The following is a 21,686-nucleotide window of genomic DNA, read 5'->3' as shown; positions in this document are numbered from 1 at the left end:
CGGAGAGCTTTCCGCATTGGCCGTCATCCCGGACAGCGGCGAAGCCCCGCCGATTCGGGGTTACCGCAGGACTCCGGAGCTCAGCGATGGATCCCGGATCTCCGCTTCGCTGTGTCCGGGATGACGGCGCGGTTTGTGAAAGGTGGGACAGGGATTGGCGCGCAGCGACATCAAAGCGGGATGGCTCGGCTGGGGCCGGCGCGGAACGGCCGGTGCGGCGATTCCGATGGCACTCGGCTTCGAGGGCGTGACGCAGCGCTTCGGCGCGGTGACGGCGCTCTCCGATGTCTCGCTTGCCGTCAAACCCGGTGAGATCGTCGCGCTGCTCGGCCAGTCGGGCTGCGGCAAGACGACGCTGCTGAGGCTTGCAGCCGGTGTCGAACGGCCGAGCGCGGGAAGGGTGCTGCTGGAGGGGCGGGACGTTTCGGCGCCCGCGAATTTCGTCGAGCCGGAGCATCGCGGCGTCGGCTTCGTCTTTCAGGACTATGCGCTGTTCCCGCATCTGACAGTGGGCGAGAATGTCCGCTTCGGCCTCCGCGGCCAGGGCACTGCGGCGGCGGAGGCCACGGCCCTGAGGGCGCTCGAGCGCGTCGGACTCGCCGATTTCTACGGGGCCTATCCGCATATGCTGTCCGGCGGCGAGCAGCAGCGCGTGGCGCTGGCGCGCGCCATCGCGCCGCGGCCGGGCGTGCTGCTGATGGACGAGCCCTTCTCCAATCTCGACCGGCGCCTGCGCGACGTGGTGCGCGACGAGACCGCGGCGCTGCTGGAGGAAACCGGCGCCACCTCGATCATCGTGACGCATGATCCCGAGGATGCGATGCGCATTGCCGACCGGATCGTGCTGATGCGGGCCGGGCGCATCGTCCAGGTCGGCACGGGCGAGGAGCTCTACCGGAGGCCCGGCAGCCTCTTTGCCGCCCGATTTTTCTGCGATTTTACCGAAATCGAGGGCCGCGTTTCCGGCGGGGCGGTCGATACGGCGTTCGGCCGCTTTGCGGCGCCCGGGCTGGCTGATGGCGAGGAGGCGATCGTCTGCATCCGGCCGCACCGGGTCCGGATCGTGCCGAAGGGCTATTATCTGCCGGGCCGGCTGGTGGCGCGGCGCTTCCTCGGCGAGGTCGATCACCTGCTGGTTGCGATCGAAGGCTTCGACCGGGCACTTTCGGTGCGCGCGCCGCTGTCGGACGAGATCGAGGTGGGCGACGAGGTCGGGGTCGAGATTCCGTCGGACGAAGTCCTTGTGTTTCCCGCGGCGGATCAATAGGTTCCGCCGCCGAGCAATCGACCGGGTCAGGACTTGGTTGGGGACGGCCCCCGGTCGGAGCAATTTCGGAGGAGTTCGCCATGGGTGGCGTGAGCATTTGGCATTGGATCGTCGTCGGCGTCATCGTGATGCTGCTCTTCGGGCGCGGCAAGGTGTCCGAGCTGATGGGCGATGTCGCCAAGGGCATCAAATCGTTCAAGAAGGGCATGGCGGAGGATGACGAGCCGGCGCCGAGCGCGACCAATGTCGATCCCAAGGTGATCGACCACACGCAGGCCAGCAACGCGGCCGCGCAGACTCAGGCGAAGGCCGAGAACAAGGCCTGATGCCGCTGCGCTGCAACGGCGTAGCCTGAGAGGACGAGCCGTCGATGTTCGACATCGCCTGGAGCGAAATGGTGCTGATCGGCGCAGTCGCGCTCGTCGTGATCGGCCCCAAGGATCTGCCCAAAGCCCTGCGCACGGTCGGCCAGACGATCGGCCGGGTCCGGCGCATGGCGTCGGAGTTCCAGGGGCAGTTCAACGAGGCGATGCGCGAGGCCGAGCTCGCCGATCTGAAGAAGCAGGTCGAGGATGTCGGCGGATCTGTGTCGAGCGCGCTGAACAACGACTTCAAGCCGATCGATCCGATCAAGGATTTCGAGGCTTCGAAAACCGATGCCGCGAAGCCGGACGATGCCGCCCTGAAGGAGGCCGAGGCCAAGCTCGCTTCGCTGCCCCCGCCGGGTCCGCTGCCGCCGGTCGAGATTGCCCCGGAAACGCAGAAGCCGAAGCGGGCGCGCAAGGCCAAGGTGGAGGCTGCGCCTGTCGCTGAGGAGCTACCCGCGCCTGCTCCCGTGGTCGAGCCCGCTCCTGCCCAGCCGGTTGCCGCCAAGCCGATTGTCGCCAAGCCTGCCCGCACCCGTTCCGCCAAGGCCTCCGCGCCGGTCGAAAGCTCCGTCGCTGCCGAGCCGGTCAAGGTGGCCAAGCCGGCGCGCAAGCCCAAGGCCGCGAGCGCTGTTGTGGCGCCGGCTGAGCCTGTCGTCGAGGCCGCCAAGCCTGCCCGCAAGCGCAAGACCGCCAAGGGCGAGGAGACTTCTGCATGAGCGTCGCCAATCCTCGCGATGGCGAAGACGAGATCGAGGCCTCGCGCGCACCGCTCATCGAGCATTTGATCGAGCTGCGCTCGCGGCTGATCAAGTCGCTGATTGCTTTCCTGATCATGTTCTTCATCTGCTTCGGCTTCTCGACGCAGATCTACAACATCCTCGTGCTGCCCTATGTCTGGGCCGCCGGCAGCGCCGCCAACGCGCAGCTGATCTATACCGGCCCGCTCGAGCTGCTCTTCACGCACATCAAGGTCGCGGCCTTCGGTGCCGGTTTCTTCGCCTTCCCGGTGATCGCGACGCAGGTCTACAAATTCGTGGCGCCCGGCCTCTACAAGAACGAGAAATCGGCCTTCGCGCCCTATCTCGTGGCGACGCCGGTGTTCTTCACGCTCGGTGCGGCGCTGGTGTTCTTCTTCGCCATGCCGGTGCTGATGAAGTTCTCGCTCGGCATGCAGCAGGCCGCGACCGAGACGCAGGCCGGCATCGCCCTCCTGCCGAAGGTCAGCGAATATCTTTCGCTGATCATGACGCTGATCTTCGCCTTCGGCGTCGCCTTCCAGCTGCCGGTGATCCTGACGCTGCTGGGGCAGGCGGGCATCATCGATTCGCAGTTCCTCAAGGACAAGCGGCGCTACGCCATCGTCTTCGTCTTCGTCGTGGCGGCGGTGCTGACCCCGCCGGACGTGATCTCGCAGCTCATGCTGGCCGTGCCGATGCTGCTGCTCTACGAGCTTTCGATCTTCTCGGTGCGCCGGGTGGAGAAGAAGAGCGCGGCGGTGAAGGCCGAAGACGAGGCAGCGGAATAGGGCGCTCTTGTCATGCTCGCCCTCGTGGCGAGCATCCATGTCTTGAGCGCTGCTCGTCAGCGACGAATACGTGGATGGTCGGGACAAGCCCGACCATGACGGGAGAACCGTACGCAACGCCGACGAGAGTGGTTCCCTCGCGCGTCGTCCCGGTCTAGAGCATCCTGCGCTGTATTCCGCAGCGATGCATGGCCGGACGACGATGTACGACATCAGATGGATTCGCGAGAACGCTGCGGCGTTCGATGGAGGCTTGACGCGACGGGGCCTGGAGCCGCTGTCGTCGTCGCTGCTCGCGCTCGACGATGTCCGCCGCTCGGCCATCGCGAAGGCTCAAGGCGTGCAGGAACGCCGCAACGCGCTCTCCAAGGAGATCGGCAAGGCGATGGGCGCGAAGGATGTCGCGCTCGCCGACCAGCTCAAGGCCGAGGTCGCGGCGCTCAAGGAAGAGCAGCCGGCACTCGAAGCCGAGGAGAAGGCAGCCAAGGAGGCGCTCGACGAGACGCTCGCGGCGATTCCGAATGTGCCTTTCGACGATGTGCCGGATGGTGCCGACGAGCACGGCAACGTCRTGTCGCATGTCCATGGCGTGAAGCCGGAGGAGCGCGGGCTGCTCAGGGGCATCAACGATCCCAAGCAGCATTTCGAGCTCGGCGAAGCGCTCGGCCAGATGGATTTCGAGAAGGCGGCGAAGCTTTCCGGCTCGCGCTTCGTGGTGCTGCAGAACCAGATCGCGCGGCTCTCGCGCGCGATCGGGCAGTTCATGCTGGATGTGCACACCGAGGAGCACGGCTATACCGAGGTGAATCCGCCGCTGCTCGTCCGTGACGATGCCATGTTCGGCACGGCGCAACTGCCGAAGTTTCGCGAGGACCAGTTCCGCGCCGGTGATGAGCATTGGCTGATCCCGACCGCCGAGGTGCCGCTGACCAATCTGGCAAGGGAATCAATCCTTTCGGAGGAAGAGCTGCCGCTTCGATTCACCGCGCTCACACCCTGCTTCCGGTCGGAAGCAGGTTCGGCCGGCCGCGATACGCGCGGCATGCTGCGCCAGCACCAGTTCGAGAAGGTCGAGCTCGTCTCGATCACGGCGCCGGAGAAGTCGCGGGAGGAGCATGAGCGCATGCTCGCCTGTGCCGAGGCGGTGCTGAAGAAGCTCGACCTGCATTATCGCGTGATGACGCTGTGCACCGGCGATATGGGCTTCGCCTCGCAGAAGACCTGGGACATCGAGGCCTGGCTGCCCGGGCAGAAGACCTATCGCGAGATCTCGTCCTGCTCGGTCTGCGGCGATTTCCAGGCGCGGCGGATGAATGCCCGCTACAAGACCAAGGACGGCAAGGGGCCGTTCTTCGTGCACACCCTCAACGGTTCGGGCACGGCGGTTGGCCGCGCGCTGATCGCGGTGATGGAGAATTACCAGAACGCCGACGGCTCGATCACCGTGCCCGACGTGCTGGTGCCTTATATGCGCGGCGTGACGAAGATCGAGAAGGCTGCCTGATATGCGTATCCTTGTGACCAACGACGACGGCATTCATGCCGAAGGCCTCGAGGTGCTGGAGCGGATCGCGCGCCAGCTCTCGGATGACGTCTGGGTCGTGGCGCCGGAAAGCGACCAGTCCGGCGTTGCGCATTCGCTGTCGCTGTCGAACCCGCTCAGGCTGCGCCAGATCAGCGACAGGCGCTTCGCCGTGGCGGGCACGCCGACCGATTGCGTCATCATGGCCGCGCGCTCGATCCTGGCCGAGGCGAAGCCCGATCTCGTGCTCTCGGGCGTCAACCGCGGCTCGAACGTCGCCGAGGACGTGACCTATTCCGGCACGATCGCTGCGGCGATGGAGGGCACTCTGCTCGGCATTCCCTCGATTGCGATCAGCCAGGCCTATATGCCGGGCAATCGCGACGTGATCCATTGGGACTGCGCCGAGCACCACGCGCCCGGCATCATCCGCCGGCTGCTGGAGGAAGGCATTCCGGAGGACGTGCTCTTCAACCTGAACTTCCCGAATGTCGGGCCGGGCGAAGTGAAGGGCGTCTCCGTCACGGTGCAGGGCCGGCGCGACCAGGAACTGGTCAAGCTCGAACCCCGCAAGGACGGGCGCGGCAATCCCTATTACTGGATCGCCTTCCAGCGCTCCCGCAAGGAGCCGGCGAACGGCACCGACCTGCGCGCCATGGCCGAGAACCGCATCTCGATCACTCCGCTCGAACTCGACCTGACGCATGAGCCGACGCTGACGCGCTTCGCTCAAGTCTTCGCCTGAGAGGCGGCGGGGAGGGGACATGAGCGAAGAGGCGCCGGCCAGCGAGGGCGAGCGCACCGTTGCCTTCCTGCTGTCGCTCAGGGCGCGGGGCGTGCGCGATCTGCCCCTGCTGCGCGCGATGGAGCGGGTGCCGCGCGATCGTTTCGCCCCCGCGCGCTTCGCCGATCTGGCGCGCGAGGACGTTTCGGTGCCGCTGCCCTGCGGACAGACGATGACGGCGCCCTACACCGTCGCGAATCTGCTCGGCGCGCTCGACATGCAGACGGGCGCGCGCGTCCTCGAAGTCGGCACCGGCTCCGGCTATGTCTCGGCGCTGCTCGCGGCACTGGGCGGCGAGGTGGTTTCGCTGGAACGCTATCGCTCGCTCGCGCTTGCCGCGCATGAGCGCGTCAGTGCGAGCGGCTTCGGCAAGATGATCGATCTGCGCCATGCCGACGGCTTCCAGCCCGACCGCACGCTCGGCCGCTTCGACCGCATCCTCGTCAACGGCGTTACCCATGCGGTGCCGGAGGCGCTGCTGATGCGGCTGTCCAATGGCGGGCGGCTCGTCGGCGCCTTGCGCATCGAGGGCGTGGCGCGGCGCGTCGTGGTCACGCGGCTCGATGACGGGCAATTCGACCACGCGACCGGGCCGGTTCTGCGCCTGCCGCCGCTGACGCCGGGGATTTCCCGCGCGCTTTGAGGTTCTGCCGGGCAACCGAGCTGCCTTGCAGGAGCATGATGGGCGCCGGTGGCTTCCGCCGGAAAATCCAAAAAAGTGAAGACGGCTTCGCGAGCGAAACGCTTTCGTAACCTCAACGGGACTTTAATGGCTCCCATCGAGTTGCGTCGTTCGCGAGTACTCTGTTCATGCGTAGCCAAGCCGAATCGATCAATCATCGCGCATTCCGCCGCCTGTCGACGGTCTGCCTGCTTGCCGTCGGTGTCAGCGCCTGTTCCTCGGACACGATGCGCTTCACCGAAACCCCCTTCGACAATCCGTTCAGGACGGCGCAGGCGCCTGCTCCGGCACGCGACCCGGCGACCACCGGCTCGATCGGCCGGTCCGCCAGCGCGCCGCTGCAGCCGGTCGCGTCTTCGCCGGTCGTGAGGGCGCAGCCCCTGCCGCCCCCGCAATCGGCCGTCGCGCTGAGCGCCGCGCCGCCGCAGGCAGTCTCCGGCAGCGCTGCCGGCTGGTCGGCGCAGGGCGGTACGCCGATCGTGCTCGCCCAGGGCGAAAGCCTCGACATGATCTCGTCGCGCTACGGCGTGCCCCGTGCGGCGATCATGTCCGCAAACGGGCTCAGCAGCGCCAATGTCACGCCCGGCACCCGCATCATGATCCCGGTCTACAATGCCGGCGGTGGCTCGGCTTCGGCTGCGCCTTCCGCGCCGGCTCCCCAGGTTGCGCAGGCTCCGGCCACGTCGCAGCGCTTCGTCGCCGGGCCGGCCCCGTCCCGCCAGCCCGCTCCGGCCGTCGATCCGAAGGCTCAGGCCAAGGCCGCTGCCGAGGCGAAGGCCGCTGCCGCCACTGAGGCCAAGACCAAGGCGGCCGCCGATGCCCAGGCGATGCGCGAATCGCGTGCCCGTTTCGCTGCCGAGGCGAAGGCCAAGGCCGACGCCCGCAAGGCCAGCCCTGCGGTGCCCGCCACCAAGCCCGTCGCCGAGGCAAAGCCTGCTCCCGTCCAGCAGCCGGTGAAGACCGCTGCGCCTGCGCCGGTTAAGCCGACCGTGGTGGCGAGCGCGCCTGCCACCGAGCCGAAGCCGGCCGCGATCCCGCGGGCGGAGCCTGTGGCCGAGCCCAAGACCACCGCCAGCCTGCCGAAGCAGGAAGAGGAGGCGGGTTCCTCCGCCGACAAGGCGGATTTCCGCTGGCCGGCGCGCGGCCGCGTGATCTCGGGCTATACCAAGGGCGGCAATGAGGGCATCAACATCGCGGTTCCCGAGGGCACGCCGGTCAAGGCGGCCGAGGGCGGCACCGTCGCCTATGCCGGCAGCGAGCTGAAGGGCTACGGCAACCTCGTGCTGATCCGCCACCCGAACGGCTACGTCTCGGCCTATGCCCATAACGGCGAGCTGAAAGTGAAGCGCGGCGACACCGTCAAGCGCGGCCAGGTGGTGGCGAATTCCGGCCAGACCGGCAACGTCTCCTCGCCGCAGCTGCATTTCGAACTGCGCAAGGGCTCGAGCCCGGTCGATCCGACGCCTTATCTGAACAACTGAGCCGGATTCGAAGCGACCAGAGTTTCAAATTTCGATCGGTTCGCGAGACCCTCCCGATCGAAAAAGGAACGGGGCGGCCCCAGAAAGGGCCGCCCCGTTCTTGTTCTTTGCGCCACCGTCATGCTCGGGCTCGATCCGAGCATCTCCTGATCGAGTTTCTTGGAGCGCGCTGCATCTTCATAGAGGCGCTGGTGATCCCTGACGCAGCGAAGCGGAGATCCCGGACCATGCCTGAACCTCGTTCGGACAGGCTCTGGCATGGATCCCGGGTCAAGCCCGGGATGACGGCGTAGCTCCGCGAAAAATCAGCATGCCGTAGGGCTCTGCCGTTGGTTCCGTCCGGGAATGCGCGGAAGGCGTCGACCAGCGGCTAAGACCTCACGGGGGGCTCAGCCCTCCAGCTTCCGACCCAGCCGGCCGGCGAGGTCCTGGATGTATTGCCAGGCGGTGCGGCCGGAGCGCGAGCCGCGGGTCGTCGCCCATTCGAGCGCGTCGCGGCGCAGTTCTTCGGGCGCGACGTCGAGCCCGAAATGGCCGGCATAGCCGTTGATCATCTCCAGATACTCGTCCTGGCTGCATTTGTGGAAGCCGAGCCAGAGCCCGAAGCGGTCCGAGAGCGAGACCTTCTCCTCGATCGCCTCGCCGGGATTGATCGAGGTCGAGCGCTCGTTGTCCATCATGTCGCGCGGCAGCAGGTGGCGGCGATTCGAGGTCGCATAGAACACGACGTTCTCCGGGCGCCCCTCGACGCCACCGTCGAGCACCGCCTTCAGCGACTTGTAGGACGTGTCGTCGCTGTCGAAGGACAGATCGTCGCAGAAGACGATGGCGCGATGGGCATCGGCACGCAGCTGCCCCATCAGCGCCGGCAGGCTCTCGATGTCCTCGCGGTGGATCTCGATCAGCTTCAGCGGCAGCTCGCTCTTGGCGAGGTGAAGGTTGGTGTCGGCGTGGACTGCCTTGACCAGGGAGGACTTGCCCATGCCGCGCGCGCCCCAGAGCAGCACATTGTTGGCCGGCAGGCCCTTGGCGAAGCGCTCGGTGTTCTCGGCCAGCGTGTCGCGCACGCGGTCGACGCCGCGCAGCAGCGAGAGCGCGACGCGGTTGACCTTCGGCACCGGGACGAGCTCGGAGCCCGCTGCGTGCCAGACGAAGGCATCGGCGGCCTTGAGATCGGCGGCCTTGCGCGGCGGCGGGGCGATGCGCTCCAGCGCATCGGCGATCCTTAGCAGCGTCGTCAGGGTCTGGTCGGGGGCGGATAGGGTCGTATCGGTCATGGCACTGGCGCCTTCGCTTCGTCGCTTCCAACCGTACCGTAACGTCCGGTACGGTTACTGTGGCTAGCTAAACCGCGTCGTGGATCGAGCGCAAGGGGCATTGCGCGAATGGCGGCAAGCCCATAGGTGAGGAGCCGTGTCTGGGAGACTGGGTACGTCCGATTGATTTCACAGCGTCGCTGGCTATAGTCCGCGCGATTTTCCGGCCAGACGATGCTTTTGCCGTGTCTTGCGGCCGGCGGCGTGCTGCGTCGTCGTTCCAGAGGAGTCCTTCAGTGATTACCCCCGCTTTCGCCCAGGCGACAGGAGCCGGTGGCGGCACCGACATGCTGATCCAGCTCGTGCCGTTCCTCCTCATCTTCGTCATCATGTGGTTCCTGATCATCCGGCCGCAGCAGCGCCGGGCCAAGACCCATCAGGAGATGATCAAGAACGTGCGCCGCGGCGACACGATCGTGACCTCCGGCGGCTTGATCGCGAAAGTGTCGAAAGTGGTCGACGATGGCGAGCTCGAAGCCGAGATCGCCGACGGCGTGCGCGTGCGCATCGTCCGGAGCATGATCCAGGACGTCCGCTCCAAGAGCGAGCCGGTCAAGAGCTGAGAGTACGACGGCCGGGCCCCGCGAGGGGCCTGGCGCACATTTTCGTTCGGCTGTCGGCAGGACGAGAAAATCCGCGCAGGATCAAAAACCGAGCATGGTCTCACCGCAGAAGTGGTTTCCACTTTTGCGGAACATGCTCCAAGGCACGACAACAAGGCTGTTCACGCAGATGCTTCGTCTCCAGGCCCGCAAGGTCATTCTCGTCCTGCTCGTGCTGATCGTCGGCTGCGGGCTCGCCGTGCCGAACCTGTTCTCGGCGGAGACGCGCAAGGCCATCGCCGACAACGCGCCGGCCTGGATTCCGCGCGCCTTCCTGCCGATCCATGCGGTGGTGCTCGGGCTCGATCTGCAGGGCGGCTCGCACGTCCTGCTGGAAATCGATCGTGCGGAACTGGTGCGCAGCCAGGTGACGCAGCTGCGCGACGATGTCCGCCGCATCCTGCGCGAGGAGCGCGCCAGCTTCCAGGGCGGCATCCAGACGACGACGCGCGGCGTGCAGGTCCGTATCCCCGACGCCGCCGAGCGGGCCCGCGTGCTGCCGAAGCTGCGCGAGCTCGCCCAGCCGGTCGGCACGCTCGGTGCCTTCGGGCCGTCGGGCAACCAGTCGATCGCCATCACCGAGCAGCCTGACGGGCTGGTCCAGCTCACCGTGACGGAAGCCGGCTCGAACGAGCGCATCCGCCGCGCGGTCGAGCAAGCGATGGAGGTTCTGCGCCGGCGCGTCGACGCGCTCGGCACGACGGAGCCGAACATCCAGCGCCAGGGCCTCGACCGCATCCTGGTGCAGGTGCCGGGCCTGCAGGACCCGCAGCGCCTGAAGCAAATCCTCGGCGATACCGCCAAGCTCGAATTCCGGCTCGTCGGCGAAGCGAGCAGCAGCGATGTCGACATGCTGCCGTCGCAGGATGCCGGCGGCCAGCCCGTCCCGGTGCTGCGCCAGCCCTCGGTCGACGGCGCCGACCTGATCGATGCGCAGCCGGCCTTCGATTCGCGCTCCGGTACGCCGATCGTGAACTTCCGCTTCAACATCCGCGGCGCCCAGCGCTTCGGCCAGATCACCACCGAGAATCTCGGCCGCCCGCTGGCGATCGTGCTCGACAACAAGGTGATCTCCTCGCCCGTGATCCAGTCGCCGATCACCGGCGGCTCCGGCCAGATCTCCGGCAACTTCACGGTCGAGCAGGTCAACAACCTCGCGATCCTGCTGCGCGCCGGCGCGCTGCCCGCCAAGATGACGATCGTGGAAGAGCGGACCGTCGGCCCTGGCCTCGGCGCCGACTCGATCCAGGCCGGCAAGATGGCGACGCTGATCGCGACCGTGCTGGTAGTGATCTACATGCTCGCGACCTACGGCATCTTCGGCATGATCGCGAGCATCGCGCTGGTCGTCCATGTCGGCCTGATCTTCGGCCTGATGTCGTTCCTCGGCGCGACGATGACGCTGCCCGGCATCGCCGGCATCGTGCTGACCATCGGCACGGCCGTCGACTCCAACGTGCTGATCTACGAGCGCATGCGTGAGGAGGAGCATCAGGGCCGCAGCCTGGTCTCGGCGCTCGAAGCCGGCTTCCAGCGCGCTTTCGCGACGATCATCGACTCCAATGTCACCATGCTGATCGCAGCGGTGGCGCTGTTCTCGCTCGGCTCCGGCCCGGTGCGCGGCTTCGCGGTCGTGTTCATCCTCGGCATCCTCACCACCGTCATCACGGCGGTGACGCTGACGCGGATGCTGATCGCGCTCTGGTATCGCTGGGCCAAGCCCAAGCACCTTCCGTTCTGACGCTGCCAACCCCTCAGGAGATTGGCCATGCGCATGCGCCTGCTTCGTATCGTCCCCGACAACACCCGCTTCAAATTCGTCTGGTTCCGCCGCTTCAGCTATCCGCTCTCGGCCGCCTATTCGATCCTGGTGATCACGCTGTTCCTGACAGTCGGCCTGAATTTCGGCATCGACTTCAAGGGCGGCACGCTGATCGAGATGCAGTCGAAGGCGGGCGCCATCGACATCGCGCAAATCCGCCACACCGCCAACGGGCTCGGCTTCGGCGAGGCGGAGGTGCAGGAGTTCGGCGCCGCCGGCGAAGTCTCGATGCGCTTCGGCATGCAGCCGGGCGGCGAGACCGCGCAGCAGGCGGTCGTCGTCAAGGCGCGCGAGGCCTTCGCCTCGAACTATGATTTCCGCCGTGTCGAGACCGTCGGCCCGCGCGTCTCGGGCGAGCTGGTACAGGCCGGCACGCTCGGTGTCGTGCTCGCGATCGTCGGCGTCCTGATCTATCTCTGGTTCCGCTTCGAGATGCCGCTGGCGATCGGCGCGATCCTCGGCACGCTGCACGACATCGTGCTGACCATCGGCTTCTTCCTGATCACGCAGCTCGAATTCAACCTGACCTCGATCGCGGCGATCCTGACCATCGTCGGCTACTCGCTGAACGAGACGGTCGTGGTGTTCGACCGCACGCGCGAATTGCTGCGCCGCTACAAGACGATGCCGATCGCCGAACTGCTCGACCTCTCGGTCAACTCGACGCTGTCGCGCACGGCGATGACGGCGACGACGACCTTCCTGTCGCTGCTGGCGCTGGTGCTGTTCGGCGGCTCGGCGATCGAGGGCTTCGCGCTGGTCATGCTGTTCGGCGTCGTGGTCTGCACCTATTCGGCGATGTTCATCTCGACGCCGGTGCTGCTCTACATGGACGTCCGCTCGGCCGGCGCCCGTGAGGAGGCGCAGGAGGCCGCGCGCACGAAGGCTGCGGCCGCCAAGGCCAAGGCCTGATCGCGGCCGATGCCGCGCTTCGACGGCTTCGTTCCCGGCCGCTTTCCGCTCGACGCGATCGGGGCCGGCGGCTTCCGCTTCGCGGAGATGAGCCACAAGGGCTCGATCATCGCGACGCCGGCCGGCATCCGCATCTGGCCGGTGACGCGCTTTTCGGAGGTGACGGTCGAGAGCCTGCAGTCGGTGCTGGACGAGGCTGATGGCATCGACTTCCTGCTGATCGGGACAGGCGCCGACATCGCCTTCATTCCGCCCGCTCTGCGTGATCCGCTGAAGCAGGCCGGGATCACGGTCGAGGGTATGGCGACGGGCGCGGCGGCGCGGACCTACAATGTCCTGGTCGGCGAGGACCGGCGTGTCGCCGCGGCGCTGATCGCGGTCGACTAGTACGACCTGCCGGCAATCTTGTAAGCCAGCCATGTAAGTGGTGCGTAGCGGCGATGCCGTGCTTGGCCTAAACTGGGTGAGGGCCGGGGGCGAGTGATGACGGGCCGAGGCGGGACCATGCCGCAGACCGAGACCGACGACCGCAGGGAAACCGCGCCGGCGCGCCTGCCGGAGGCCTATGCCCATTGCGCCGCGCTGGTGCGCGAGCAGGATCAGGATCGCTATATCGCCGGCCTCTACGCGCCGGAGGATCGGCGGGCGGCGCTGTTCGCGCTTTACGCCTTCAGCCTCGAGATTGCGCGGGTGCGGGCGCTGGTCAGCGAGCCGCTGCCGGGCGAGGTCAGGCTGCAATGGTGGCGCGATGTGCTCGAGGGCGAGCCGGCCGGCGAGTCGCAGGCGCATCCGGTAGCCGCGGCGCTGCTCGACACCGTCAAGCGCTACCGCCTGCCGATTGCGCCGCTGACGGCGCTGATCGATGCGCGCATCTTCGACATCTACGACGACCCGATGCCTTCGCTGCGAGACCTGGAAGGTTATGCGGGGGAGACCGCGAGCGCGTTGTTTCGACTTGCCAGCATCATCCTGGCGGGCGGGCGCGATCCGGGCGGGGCGACGGCCTGCGGCCATGCCGGCGTCGCCTATGCGCTGACCGGGCTGATGCGCGCCTTCCCCTGGCATGCGGCGGAGGGGCAGGTCTATCTGCCGGCCGACATCCTGACCCGCAACGGCGTGACGCGCGACGACATCGTGCGCGGGCGTGGCGGGCCGGGCGTGCTCTACACGCTCAAGGAATTGCGCGAGATCGCCCGCGGCCACCTCAAGAAGCTCACCAGCCTGCGCGAGACGATTCCGCCGGCGCTGAAGCCGGCCTTCCTGCCCGTCGCGCTGGTGGAACCCTATCTCAAGCGGATGGAAGCCGGGGGGTACGATCCCTACCGCACCATCATAACCCTGCCGGCCTGGCGCCGGCAGTGGGTGCTTTGGCGGGCGGCGCGGTCGCGCTGACCGCACCGCCTGTCTTGTCGCTTATTCGTGGACCGAGCGGTGCTGGATCGTCAGCACGGCGATGATCGTCAGCGCGCAGCAAGCCATCAGATAGGCCGCGACATAGATCGGCTTGCCGTCGGCGGCAGCGACCAGCGTTGCGGCGATGAACGGCGTCGGGCCGGCGACGAGGACGCCGTTCAGTTCACGCGACATCGCCAGCCCCGAGAAGCGGTAGCGCGTCGGGAACAGGTTCGCGAGGAACGCGCCCTGCGCGCCGGCCATGGCGCCGAAGCCGATGCCGTAGCCAAGGCTGATGCCGACCGCCGACCAGAACAGGCTGCCGGTGTCGAGCATCAGGAACAGCGGATAGGCCAGCAGCAGCACGAAGAGCGCGCCGCCCATATAGACCTTGGCGCTGCCGATCCTATCCGCGAGCGTGCCGAGGAAGGGCACGCCGATGATGCCGAAGAGCGAGCCGATGGTGACGGCGATCAGGCCGTCCGAGCGAGCCATGCCGACCGTGTTCGTCATGTAGCTCAGCGAGAAGGTCGAGAGGATATAGGCGTTGGCGTTGTGGCCGGTGACCGACAGGAAGCCGAACAGCACTTCCTTCGGGCTTTCGCGGAAGAGCTGGCCGATCGGGACCTGCTGCTCGTGCTTGCGCTCCTCGGCGCGGGCCATGGCCTCGACATATTCGGGCGTCTCGTCGAGATGCTTGCGGATATAGAGCGCGACGAGGAAGAGCACGCCCGAAAGCAGGAAGGGCACGCGCCAGGCCCAGCCCAGCAGCGTCTCTTCCGGCAGGTAGGAGATGAAGAGGAAGGACAGCGTGGCCAGCATGATGCCGACCAGCGTCGCGGCGTTGGGCAGGCCGGTATAGAAGGCACGCCGGTTCGGCGGGGCGTATTCGGCGACGAGCACGATCGCGCCCGCCAGCTCCGCGCCGGCACCGAAGCCCTGGATCAGCCGCATCAGCACGAGCAGGACCGGCGCCAACGCGCCGATTTGCCCATAGGTCGGCAGCAGGCCCATGCCGACGGTGGCGAGGCCCATCAGGGCGATGGTCAGGATCAGCGCCGGCTTGCGACCGAATTTGTCGCCGATATGGGCGATGACGATGCCACCGACCGGGCGGGCGAAATAGCCGACCGCGAAGGTGGCGAAGGCGGCGAGCACGCCGGCGACCGGCGACAGGTTGGGAAAGAACAGCTTGTTGATGATCAGGCCCGAGGCCGCGCCGTAGAGCGCGTAATCGTACCACTCGATCACGGTACCGACCGTCGCCGCGGTCACCGCCTTGCGGATGCTGGCCGGGCTCGCGCTCGCGCGGCCGGCCGTCGTTGTCGTTACCATCGTCTCAGGGCCTCCAGATATTCTTGGAGACCTGTTAGTCGACAATTCCGGAGCGACCCATGCCGGGAGGGCGTGGCGCCCATGCGGAACCTTTTGCGCCATCCGCTGGGCGCATGGCGTGACTCAGGCCGCGGCTGATTCCGTCAGGCTGGAAACCCAGCGTTCCATCTCGGTCTTGGCCCGCGCCGTCAGCGCCTGCTTGCGCGCGAGGCTCTTGGCCGGGCCCTTCAGGCGCTTGCCGTCCAGGCCGGTTTTGGCAACGCCCTCGATATGCGGGAACAGCCCGAAATTGATGTTCATCGGCTGGAAGGAGCGCGGCCCCTCGTCGATCGTGACGATGTGGCCGCCCGTGATGTGGTTGACGAGCGCGCCCAGCGCCGTCGTGGCAGGCGGCAGCGGCAGTTCGCGGCCGAGCCGTTCCGCCGCCGCCATCCGGCCTGCGAGCAGGCCGGTCGCCGCGCTCTCGACATAGCCCTCGCAGCCGGTGATCTGGCCGGCGAAGCGCAGGCGCGGATCGGCCTTCAGGCGCAGCGCCGCATCGAGCAGCTTCGGCGAGTTGAGATAGGTGTTGCGGTGAATGCCGCCCAGCCGCGCGAACTCGGCGTTCTGCAGACCGGGAATCATCCGGAAGATCGCGGCCTGCTCGCCATATTTCAGCTTGGTCTGGAAGCCGGTCATGTTGAAGAGCGTGCCGAGCGCATTGTCTTGCCGGAGCTGCACCACGGCATAGGCCTTCACTGTCGGGTTGTGCTTGTTGGTCAGGCCGACCGGCTTCATCGGACCCCAGCGCAGCGTCTCGCGGCCGCGCTCGGCCATCACTTCGATCGGCAGGCAGCCGTCGAAATAGGGCGTGCCCTCCCACTCCTTGAACTCGGTCTTCTCGGCGGCGAGCAGCGCGTCGATGAAGGCCTCGTACTGGTCGCGGTCGAGCGGGCAGTTGATGTAGTCGGCGCCGGTGCCGCCGGGCCCGGCCTTGTCGTAGCGCGACTGGAACCAGGCCTGGTCCATGTCGACCGACTCGAAATGGACGATCGGCGCGATCGCATCGAAGAAGGCGAGCGAGTCCTCCGATGTCAGCGACTGGAGGCCCTGTGCGAGCGCGGGCGAGGTGAGCGGGCCGGTGGCGACGATCACATTGCTCCAGTCGGCCGGCGGCAGCCCGGAGATCTCGCCGCGCGCGATGGTGACGAGCGGGTGCGCCTCCAGCGCGACCGTGACGGCCTGGGAGAAGCCGTCACGGTCGACGGCGAGCGCGCCGCCCGCGGGTACCTGATGGGCGTCGCCCTTGGCCATGATCAGGGAGCCGAGCCGGCGCATCTCCCAATGAAGCTGGCCGACGGCATTGCTCGACGAATCGTCGGAGCGGAAGGAGTTGGAGCAGACGAGCTCGGCCAGTCCTTCAGTCTTGTGGGCGTCGGTGCCGCGCACGGGGCGCATCTCGTGGATGACGACCGGGACGCCGGCCTCTGCGACCTGCCAGGCGGCTTCGGAGCCGGCGAGCCCGCCGCCGATGATGTGTACGGGTTCCATGGCTGGGATGTGTCCGCAGCCGGGCTCCAGGTCAAGGGAAAGGCAGCCGGAAATGCAAAATGCCCGCCGTGAGGCGGGCATTCGCTCTTCGACCGAAGCTCGAGGGGAGGGGAAACACGAGCCTCAGGAGAAACTACTCGGAACGCACCGCGCCCTGTGCGCGGCTGTTCTCATTCAGAGACTTCAGGCCGCAGCGTGCGAGCGGGCGATGAAGTTGATCTCCGAGCGCGACAGGCCGAGATCATCGAGCTCGCGGTCGGTCAGGCGGGACAGCTCGCGGACGGTCTCGCGATAGCGGAGATAGGCGCGAATCTTGGCAGCAATCATGGTGACGAACATGGCGATATTCCTTGCGGTTTCCGGAGCGGGACGGTGCCCACAGCGATAATTTCGTTGTGCACTGCATATAAGTCAGACGGAGTGCCTCAAATAGGGGCTGCCAATCAGCTCTGTTATGCTCCATGCGCATGGCGAATTAAGTTTTCGGTCATTTTCGTGAGATCGACCTGCGCTGGTGTAACGCTTGCGGCCAAAATGTGGTTGCCGGGCAGCTTAATAAGTAGGCAATCGACGAAATTCACTCGGCGTGACGCTGTTGCTGATTATCTGTTGAGCATGTTGCAGGTGCTAAATCGCGCATCGGTGCGCGCAGGCAATTTTGCGTTGCAAAAGACAGGGCATCGCCCCGGCGGAAGGCGTTGTCGGGCGCCGTCATGAGCCAATCCGTCGCAGGCTCGCATGCCGTGCCGGATCATGTTTGCCGGGCAGAAATTGCCGGATTCTCCCTGTGGGCCGGGTTCCGCCAGGCGGCGGTCTCGGCAAGATATTGAATTGTATTGCTATTCTGAATTGCGAGGCTCGGCCTGGAGCTTGCCTGTGCGCTTGACGCAAAACAGGAGCACGCGATGTCGATCTCGTTCTCGACCTCGAACTGGCCGACCAATCTGCCGGTCACCAACCCGATCAAGCCGACCGCAAAGGACGAAGCGAAGCAGGATGCGACCGCTTCCGCCTCGGCTTCTTCCTCACCCTCCGCCGATTCGATTCAGGCCGAGTTCCTCAAGTTCGCCCGGATGACGCCCGAGGAGCGGGTTCAGAAGGCGATCCTGGACAAGCTCGGCATGACCGAGGAGCAGTTCAACAAGCTCGATTCGAAGGCCAAGGCGGATGTGATGGCCAAGGTCCGCGACGAGATGCTGAAGCAGATGGAAGAGAAGGGCGAGCAGCGCACCGGCGCGCTGGCCGACATCACGGTCTGAGTCGCGCGCGAGGCCGGGCTTGGCGCCCGGCCTCGCAGTTCGTTTTGACGACCCTGCCGCTCAGCCGGTCTTGCTGGCGTCGAAGCGCAGGAGCCGCAGCGCATTGGCGGTGACGATCACGGTCGCGCCGGTATCGGCCAGGATCGCGACCCAGAGCCCGGTGTAGCCCAGCACGCTTGTCACGAGGAACACGGCCTTCAGGCCGAGCGCGATCGTGATGTTGGTGTGGATGTTGGCCATCGTCCCGCGCGCCAGCCGGATCAGGGCAGCGACATCGCGGACCCGGCTCTTCAGCACGGCACCATCAGCCGTTTCCAGCGCGACGTCGGTTCCCGAGCCCATGGCGATGCCGACACCCGCGGCCGCGAGGGCAGGGGCGTCGTTGATGCCGTCGCCGACCATCATCACCGAAGTCTCGGCGGCGAAGGCCTTGATCGCCGCGACCTTATCGTCGGGCATCAGCTCGGCCTTGTGCTCCATGCCGAGGCTGCCGGCGATGGCGGCGCCGGTGCGGGCATTGTCGCCGGTCAGCATGGTCGAGCGGATGCCCATAGCCTTGAGCTCGGCAATGGCCGCGGCGGCGTCCTCGCGCGGTTCGTCGCGCAGGGCGATGAGGCCTGCGAGCGCGCCGTCGACCACGACGGCCGCGACGGTCTTGCCGGACGCTTCCAGCTCGTTCGCGGCAGCCTGCGCCCGTCCGTCGAACGGCGCGCGCGCGCTGGCATGGCGGGGGGCGCCGACGAAGACGGCGCGGCCATCGACCTTGCCGGTGACGCCCTGGCCGGCGATCGCCGCGGCCTCGGCTGCCGGCACATAGGCGATGCCGTCGGTGCGGGTGCGTTCGAGCACGGCTTCGGCGAGCGGGTGGGCGGAGCCGTGCTCGACGGCAGCCGCGAGAGCCAGCACCTCCGCTTCGCTGCCGGCGAGCGCCACGACATCGGTGACGCGCGGCTTGCCCTGGGTCAGCGTCCCCGTTTTGTCGAAGGCGACGAGACCGGTCTTCGCGGCGGTCTCGATGACGACGCCGCCCTTCATCAGCAGGCCCTGGCGCGCGCCGGCCGAGAGCGCGGCGGCGATCGAGGCCGGCACGGAGATGACGAGCGCGCAGGGGCAGCCGATCAGCAGCAGGGCCAGCGCCCGATAGATCCAGACCGACCATTCGCCGCCGAGCAGGAGCGGGGGCACCAGCGCGACCAGCAGCGCGAGGCCGACGATCGCCGGCATGTACCAGCGCGAAAAGCGGTCGATGAAGCGCTCGGTCGGGGCCCGCGCCTCCTGCGCCTCCTCGACGAGGCGGATGATGCGGGCGATGGTGTTGTCCTCGGCCGCCTTGTCGACGCGCACGCGCAGCGCCGCCTCGCGGTTGACCGAGCCGGCATAGACGGGGTCGCCGATGCCCTTGGTCTTCGGTATGGATTCGCCGGTGACCGGGCTTTCGTCGATGCCCGAGGTGCCGTCGGTGATCTCGCCATCGGCCGGGATGCGGTCACCGGGGCGAACCAGCACGATCTGGCCGATCGCGAGGCTGGCAGCATCGACCTGACGGGTCGTGCCGCTCTCCTCGACCAGCGCCGTCTTGGGTACGAGATTGCCCAACGCCCGGATCGAGGCGCGGGCACGATCGGCCGCGACGCCTTCCAGAACCTCGCCGACCGCGAAGAGGAAGACGACCAGCGCCGCTTCCTCCGCCGCGCCGATGAAGAGCGCGCCGATGGCGGCGATCGTCATCAGCATCTCGATGGTGAAGGGGATGCCGGCGCGGGCCGCCGCCAAGGCGCGCTTCGCCACCGGCAGCACGCCGATGACGCAGGCCAGAATGAAGGCCCAGTGGCCGATGCCGGGCCAGATCAGGCCGGCGGCATAGGCGGCGCCGAGCAGCAGGCCGGTCGCGAGGACGAGGCGGCCCTTGCCAGTCTGGTACCAGCTCGCACCATCGGGCGTGCTCTCGTGGACATGGCCGGGCAGGCCGTGGCCGTGATCGCTCCCGGTCGCGGCCGGCTTCGTGCTCCCAGCGCCGTGGTCGTGACCGGCGTGATCGTGTCCATGCTTGTGATCATGGGCGTGCGCATGATCCGAGCAGCAGGCGTCGCCATGCTGATGATTGCCGTGGTCGTGTGCGCGCTCGTCATGGTCGTGCGCGTGATGATCGTGGTCGTGCCCGCCGCAGCACGCATCCTTTGCTGCCGGCTTGGCGGCAGGTGCCGTCGCAAGCGCGGCCGTGGTGTAACCTAGGCCGTTGACGCGCTTCTCGACCGCTTCGGGTGTTGTCCGTGCCGCATCGAGCGAGAGCGTCAGCGTCTCCGACATGACCGAGAGCTTCACGTCGCTGACGCCGGGCAAGCGCTCCACCGCACCGCGAATCTTGGTTGCGCAGCTCGCGCAATCCATGCCGCCGACCTTCCAGGACAGGGTCTCGGGCTCGGTCTCGGGATGGGCGGCCATGGCGTGTCTCCGTCTCGCTTCGCTACGGACACACTCTCTACAAGCTGTAGCCACTTCAGGTTCAAGAGGGAAATTTGGGTTTTTGCATGAGACTGGTTCGGGGCTGGTGAGAGGAAATGCGGCGTAGGTCGACACGCTTGACGCACGCTCCGCCATGCGCCTCATGACTGCATGCAGTATGCAAGTGATGATTGACGGTCCGGGCGAGGGGGCCGGATAGTTCGCTCCGGGGAAGGAGCGAACAAGAGATGGCACAGCCACGAGCGTCCACCGCCCTGGCAGGGCTCAAGGTGCTGGATCTGACGCGTGTGCGGGCCGGGCCGACCTGTGTGCGCGTCTTCGCCGATTTCGGAGCCGACGTGATCAAGGTCGAGAGCCCGCCTGGGCTCGACCCGAACGAGAACATGAGCGGGCCGCGCCTCGGCTACGACATGCAGAATCTGCATCGCAACAAGCGCTCGCTGGCGATCAACCTGAAGACGCCCGAAGGCAAGGCGATCCTGATGAAGCTGGTCGACGAGGCCGATCTGCTCGTCGAGAACTTCCGGCCGGACGTGAAGGAGCGGCTCGGCCTCGATTTCGAGACGCTACATGCGCGCAACCCGCGGCTGATCCTGGTCTCGATCTCCGGCTTCGGCCAGTCCGGTCCGTACCGGACGCGCGCCGGCTTCGACCAGATCGCGCAGGGCATGGGCGGGATGATGTCGGTGACCGGCCTTCCGGGGCAGGGGCCGGTCAGGGCCGGCATCGCGCTCGCCGATTCCTCGGCCGGGCTCTATGGCGCCGTCGGCGCGCTGGTCGCGCTGCAGGAGCGCGCCGTCTCCGGCAAGGGACAGTGGGTGCAGACCTCGCTGCTCGAAGCCCAGATCGCGATGATGGATTTCCAGGCGGCGCGCTATCTCGTCGAGGGCTCGGTGCCGCCGCAGGCCGGCAACGACCACCCCTACCAGACGCCGATGGGCGTCTACCGGACGCGGGACGGCGCGATCAATCTCGGGGTCGGCGGCGAGGAGCAATGGCGCTCCTTCTGCCGGGCGATCGAACGGCCCGAATGGGGCACGGATGCCCGCTACGACAGCACGGAGAAGCGCTTCGAGCGCCGGCCGGAGCTGCGCGAGCTGATCGAGGAGCGGCTTGGCGAGGCTGACAGTGCCGACTGGCTGGCCGTGATGGAGCGCCACAGCGTGCCGGCCGGGCCGATCTATGCGGTCGACGAGATGTTCGAGGATCCCCAGGTCTGCCATCTCGGCATCGCCAAACCGGTGAAGCATCCGGAACTCGGCGATATCCGCCTCGTCGGTCAGCCGGTGACGCTCTCGCGCACGCCGGCCGACGTCGTGACGCCGACGCCGGCGGCCGGCGCGCATAACGACGAGATCCTGGCCGAACTCGGCTATGACGAAGCGGGGCTCGCGCATCTGCGGGCCGCAGGCGTGATCTGACGGAG

Annotated in this window: 21 protein-coding genes; 15 read left to right on the top strand and 6 right to left on the bottom strand. The window is 67.2% G+C overall.

What is annotated here, in order from left to right; all coding sequences use genetic code 11:
- The first annotated feature begins 226 nt into the window (after nucleotides 1–226).
- The 8 genes from AC1DVA_RS09260 (at nucleotide 227) to AC1DVA_RS09225 (ending at nucleotide 7,629) form a co-directional block, all read left to right on the top strand.
- A complete protein-coding gene (locus tag AC1DVA_RS09260) occupies nucleotides 227–1,267 on the top strand; it encodes an ABC transporter ATP-binding protein (RefSeq protein ID WP_476805728.1) in 1,041 nt (346 codons plus the stop codon).
- An 80-nt stretch (nucleotides 1,268–1,347) separates the two neighbouring features.
- Nucleotides 1,348–1,593: a twin-arginine translocase TatA/TatE family subunit gene (locus AC1DVA_RS09255; RefSeq protein WP_476805690.1), complete on the top strand. Its 246-nt coding sequence runs from the start codon at nucleotides 1,348–1,350 to the stop codon at nucleotides 1,591–1,593.
- Nucleotides 1,594–1,637: 44 nt separating this feature from the next.
- A complete protein-coding gene (gene tatB, locus AC1DVA_RS09250; RefSeq protein ID WP_476805689.1) occupies nucleotides 1,638–2,351 on the top strand; it encodes a Sec-independent protein translocase protein TatB in 714 nt (237 codons plus the stop codon).
- Entirely contained in the window at nucleotides 2,348–3,160 is an 813-nt protein-coding gene (gene tatC / locus AC1DVA_RS09245; protein ID WP_265053682.1) for a twin-arginine translocase subunit TatC, read from the top strand. The genes tatB and tatC overlap by 4 nt, the downstream gene beginning before the upstream one ends.
- 202 nt (nucleotides 3,161–3,362) lie before the next feature.
- Nucleotides 3,363–4,664, top strand: a complete 1,302-nt coding sequence (gene serS, locus AC1DVA_RS09240) for a serine--tRNA ligase (RefSeq protein WP_476805688.1) — start codon at nucleotides 3,363–3,365, stop codon at nucleotides 4,662–4,664.
- Nucleotide 4,665: 1 nt separating this feature from the next.
- The gene (gene surE / locus AC1DVA_RS09235; protein ID WP_476805687.1) at nucleotides 4,666–5,427 is read left to right on the top strand and encodes a 5'/3'-nucleotidase SurE; all 762 of its coding nucleotides are present in this window, start codon (nucleotides 4,666–4,668) and stop codon (nucleotides 5,425–5,427) included.
- A gap of 19 nt (nucleotides 5,428–5,446) precedes the next feature.
- A complete protein-coding gene (locus AC1DVA_RS09230; RefSeq protein ID WP_265053679.1) occupies nucleotides 5,447–6,109 on the top strand; it encodes a protein-L-isoaspartate O-methyltransferase family protein in 663 nt (220 codons plus the stop codon).
- Between the two features lie 167 nt (nucleotides 6,110–6,276).
- Nucleotides 6,277–7,629 carry a peptidoglycan DD-metalloendopeptidase family protein gene (locus AC1DVA_RS09225; RefSeq protein WP_476805686.1) on the top strand — a complete coding sequence of 451 codons (1,353 nt, stop codon included), beginning with the start codon at nucleotides 6,277–6,279 and terminating at the stop codon, nucleotides 7,627–7,629.
- 389 nt (nucleotides 7,630–8,018) lie between these two features.
- Here AC1DVA_RS09225 and AC1DVA_RS09220 read toward each other — a convergent pair whose 3' ends face one another.
- Nucleotides 8,019–8,906, bottom strand: a complete 888-nt coding sequence (locus AC1DVA_RS09220; protein ID WP_476805685.1) for an ATP-binding protein — start codon at nucleotides 8,904–8,906, stop codon at nucleotides 8,019–8,021.
- Between the two features lie 326 nt (nucleotides 8,907–9,232).
- Between AC1DVA_RS09220 and yajC the strand changes: the two genes are divergently transcribed.
- The 5 genes from yajC (at nucleotide 9,233) to AC1DVA_RS09195 (ending at nucleotide 13,673) form a co-directional block, all read left to right on the top strand.
- Nucleotides 9,233–9,508, top strand: a complete 276-nt coding sequence (gene yajC, locus AC1DVA_RS09215) for a preprotein translocase subunit YajC (RefSeq protein ID WP_265054837.1) — start codon at nucleotides 9,233–9,235, stop codon at nucleotides 9,506–9,508.
- A 169-nt stretch (nucleotides 9,509–9,677) separates the two neighbouring features.
- On the top strand, nucleotides 9,678–11,288 hold the full coding sequence (secD, locus tag AC1DVA_RS09210) for a protein translocase subunit SecD (RefSeq protein ID WP_476805684.1): 1,611 nt from the start codon (nucleotides 9,678–9,680) through the stop codon (nucleotides 11,286–11,288).
- A gap of 33 nt (nucleotides 11,289–11,321) precedes the next feature.
- Nucleotides 11,322–12,281, top strand: a complete 960-nt coding sequence (gene secF / locus AC1DVA_RS09205; RefSeq protein WP_476805727.1) for a protein translocase subunit SecF — start codon at nucleotides 11,322–11,324, stop codon at nucleotides 12,279–12,281.
- A gap of 9 nt (nucleotides 12,282–12,290) precedes the next feature.
- On the top strand, nucleotides 12,291–12,668 hold the full coding sequence (locus tag AC1DVA_RS09200) for an Mth938-like domain-containing protein (RefSeq protein WP_265053675.1): 378 nt from the start codon (nucleotides 12,291–12,293) through the stop codon (nucleotides 12,666–12,668).
- A 117-nt stretch (nucleotides 12,669–12,785) separates the two neighbouring features.
- Nucleotides 12,786–13,673 (top strand): phytoene/squalene synthase family protein, encoded by an 888-nt coding sequence (locus tag AC1DVA_RS09195; RefSeq protein WP_265053674.1) that lies wholly within the window; start codon nucleotides 12,786–12,788, stop codon nucleotides 13,671–13,673.
- Nucleotides 13,674–13,694: 21 nt separating this feature from the next.
- On the opposite strand, the gene AC1DVA_RS09190 is transcribed toward AC1DVA_RS09195, so the two are convergent.
- The 4 genes from AC1DVA_RS09190 to AC1DVA_RS09175 all read right to left on the bottom strand — a co-directional run bounded on the left by AC1DVA_RS09190 (nucleotide 13,695) and on the right by AC1DVA_RS09175 (nucleotide 17,253).
- Entirely contained in the window at nucleotides 13,695–15,008 is a 1,314-nt protein-coding gene (locus AC1DVA_RS09190) for an MFS transporter (protein WP_476805683.1), read from the bottom strand.
- Nucleotides 15,009–15,131: 123 nt separating this feature from the next.
- Nucleotides 15,132–16,538, bottom strand: coding sequence for a methylenetetrahydrofolate--tRNA-(uracil(54)-C(5))-methyltransferase (FADH(2)-oxidizing) TrmFO (gene trmFO, locus AC1DVA_RS09185; RefSeq protein ID WP_476805682.1), 1,407 nt, complete (start codon nucleotides 16,536–16,538; stop codon nucleotides 15,132–15,134).
- A 183-nt stretch (nucleotides 16,539–16,721) separates the two neighbouring features.
- On the bottom strand, nucleotides 16,722–16,877 hold the full coding sequence (locus tag AC1DVA_RS09180; protein WP_081925531.1) for a DUF1127 domain-containing protein: 156 nt from the start codon (nucleotides 16,875–16,877) through the stop codon (nucleotides 16,722–16,724).
- A gap of 238 nt (nucleotides 16,878–17,115) precedes the next feature.
- On the bottom strand, nucleotides 17,116–17,253 hold the full coding sequence (locus tag AC1DVA_RS09175; RefSeq protein WP_476805681.1) for a hypothetical protein: 138 nt from the start codon (nucleotides 17,251–17,253) through the stop codon (nucleotides 17,116–17,118).
- A 190-nt stretch (nucleotides 17,254–17,443) separates the two neighbouring features.
- On the opposite strand from AC1DVA_RS09175, the gene AC1DVA_RS09170 reads away from it, so the two are divergent.
- Nucleotides 17,444–17,797 (top strand): hypothetical protein, encoded by a 354-nt coding sequence (locus tag AC1DVA_RS09170; protein WP_265053671.1) that lies wholly within the window; start codon nucleotides 17,444–17,446, stop codon nucleotides 17,795–17,797.
- A 60-nt stretch (nucleotides 17,798–17,857) separates the two neighbouring features.
- On the opposite strand, the gene AC1DVA_RS09165 is transcribed toward AC1DVA_RS09170, so the two are convergent.
- Complete coding sequence (locus AC1DVA_RS09165; protein WP_476805680.1) at nucleotides 17,858–20,239, bottom strand: heavy metal translocating P-type ATPase; 2,382 nt, start codon at nucleotides 20,237–20,239, stop codon at nucleotides 17,858–17,860.
- A gap of 248 nt (nucleotides 20,240–20,487) precedes the next feature.
- Between AC1DVA_RS09165 and AC1DVA_RS09160 the strand changes: the two genes are divergently transcribed.
- The gene (locus AC1DVA_RS09160; RefSeq protein ID WP_476805679.1) at nucleotides 20,488–21,681 is read left to right on the top strand and encodes a CaiB/BaiF CoA transferase family protein; all 1,194 of its coding nucleotides are present in this window, start codon (nucleotides 20,488–20,490) and stop codon (nucleotides 21,679–21,681) included.
- Nucleotides 21,682–21,686 lie beyond the last annotated feature (5 nt).

Source organism: Allobosea sp. P4_C6, assembly GCF_056402015.1.
The sequence above is the reverse complement of the archived record's forward strand: the minus strand, read 5'-3'. Positions and strand labels throughout refer to the sequence as shown.

Excerpts from the sequence above, each read along its gene's own strand:
- surE (WP_476805687.1), top strand. The coding sequence starts at position 4,666 with ATGCGTATCCTTGTGACCAACGACGACGGCATTCATGCCGAAGGCCTC.
- AC1DVA_RS09200 (WP_265053675.1), top strand. The coding sequence starts at position 12,291 with ATGCCGCGCTTCGACGGCTTCGTTCCCGGCCGCTTTCCGCTCGACGCG.
- AC1DVA_RS09165 (WP_476805680.1), bottom strand. The coding sequence starts at position 20,239 with ATGGCCGCCCATCCCGAGACCGAGCCCGAGACCCTGTCCTGGAAGGTC.
- yajC (WP_265054837.1), top strand. The coding sequence starts at position 9,233 with ATGCTGATCCAGCTCGTGCCGTTCCTCCTCATCTTCGTCATCATGTGG.
- AC1DVA_RS09180 (WP_081925531.1), bottom strand. The coding sequence starts at position 16,877 with ATGTTCGTCACCATGATTGCTGCCAAGATTCGCGCCTATCTCCGCTAT.
- secD (WP_476805684.1), top strand. The coding sequence starts at position 9,678 with ATGCTTCGTCTCCAGGCCCGCAAGGTCATTCTCGTCCTGCTCGTGCTG.
- tatB (WP_476805689.1), top strand. The coding sequence starts at position 1,638 with ATGTTCGACATCGCCTGGAGCGAAATGGTGCTGATCGGCGCAGTCGCG.
- AC1DVA_RS09175 (WP_476805681.1), bottom strand. The coding sequence starts at position 17,253 with ATGACGGCGCCCGACAACGCCTTCCGCCGGGGCGATGCCCTGTCTTTT.
- AC1DVA_RS09170 (WP_265053671.1), top strand. The coding sequence starts at position 17,444 with ATGTCGATCTCGTTCTCGACCTCGAACTGGCCGACCAATCTGCCGGTC.
- AC1DVA_RS09230 (WP_265053679.1), top strand. The coding sequence starts at position 5,447 with ATGAGCGAAGAGGCGCCGGCCAGCGAGGGCGAGCGCACCGTTGCCTTC.
- AC1DVA_RS09260 (WP_476805728.1), top strand. The coding sequence starts at position 227 with ATGGCACTCGGCTTCGAGGGCGTGACGCAGCGCTTCGGCGCGGTGACG.
- AC1DVA_RS09190 (WP_476805683.1), bottom strand. The coding sequence starts at position 15,008 with ATGGTAACGACAACGACGGCCGGCCGCGCGAGCGCGAGCCCGGCCAGC.
- AC1DVA_RS09160 (WP_476805679.1), top strand. The coding sequence starts at position 20,488 with ATGGCACAGCCACGAGCGTCCACCGCCCTGGCAGGGCTCAAGGTGCTG.
- trmFO (WP_476805682.1), bottom strand. The coding sequence starts at position 16,538 with ATGGAACCCGTACACATCATCGGCGGCGGGCTCGCCGGCTCCGAAGCC.
- AC1DVA_RS09195 (WP_265053674.1), top strand. The coding sequence starts at position 12,786 with ATGCCGCAGACCGAGACCGACGACCGCAGGGAAACCGCGCCGGCGCGC.
- AC1DVA_RS09225 (WP_476805686.1), top strand. The coding sequence starts at position 6,277 with ATGCGTAGCCAAGCCGAATCGATCAATCATCGCGCATTCCGCCGCCTG.
- AC1DVA_RS09255 (WP_476805690.1), top strand. The coding sequence starts at position 1,348 with ATGGGTGGCGTGAGCATTTGGCATTGGATCGTCGTCGGCGTCATCGTG.
- tatC (WP_265053682.1), top strand. The coding sequence starts at position 2,348 with ATGAGCGTCGCCAATCCTCGCGATGGCGAAGACGAGATCGAGGCCTCG.
- AC1DVA_RS09220 (WP_476805685.1), bottom strand. The coding sequence starts at position 8,906 with ATGACCGATACGACCCTATCCGCCCCCGACCAGACCCTGACGACGCTG.
- secF (WP_476805727.1), top strand. The coding sequence starts at position 11,322 with ATGCGCCTGCTTCGTATCGTCCCCGACAACACCCGCTTCAAATTCGTC.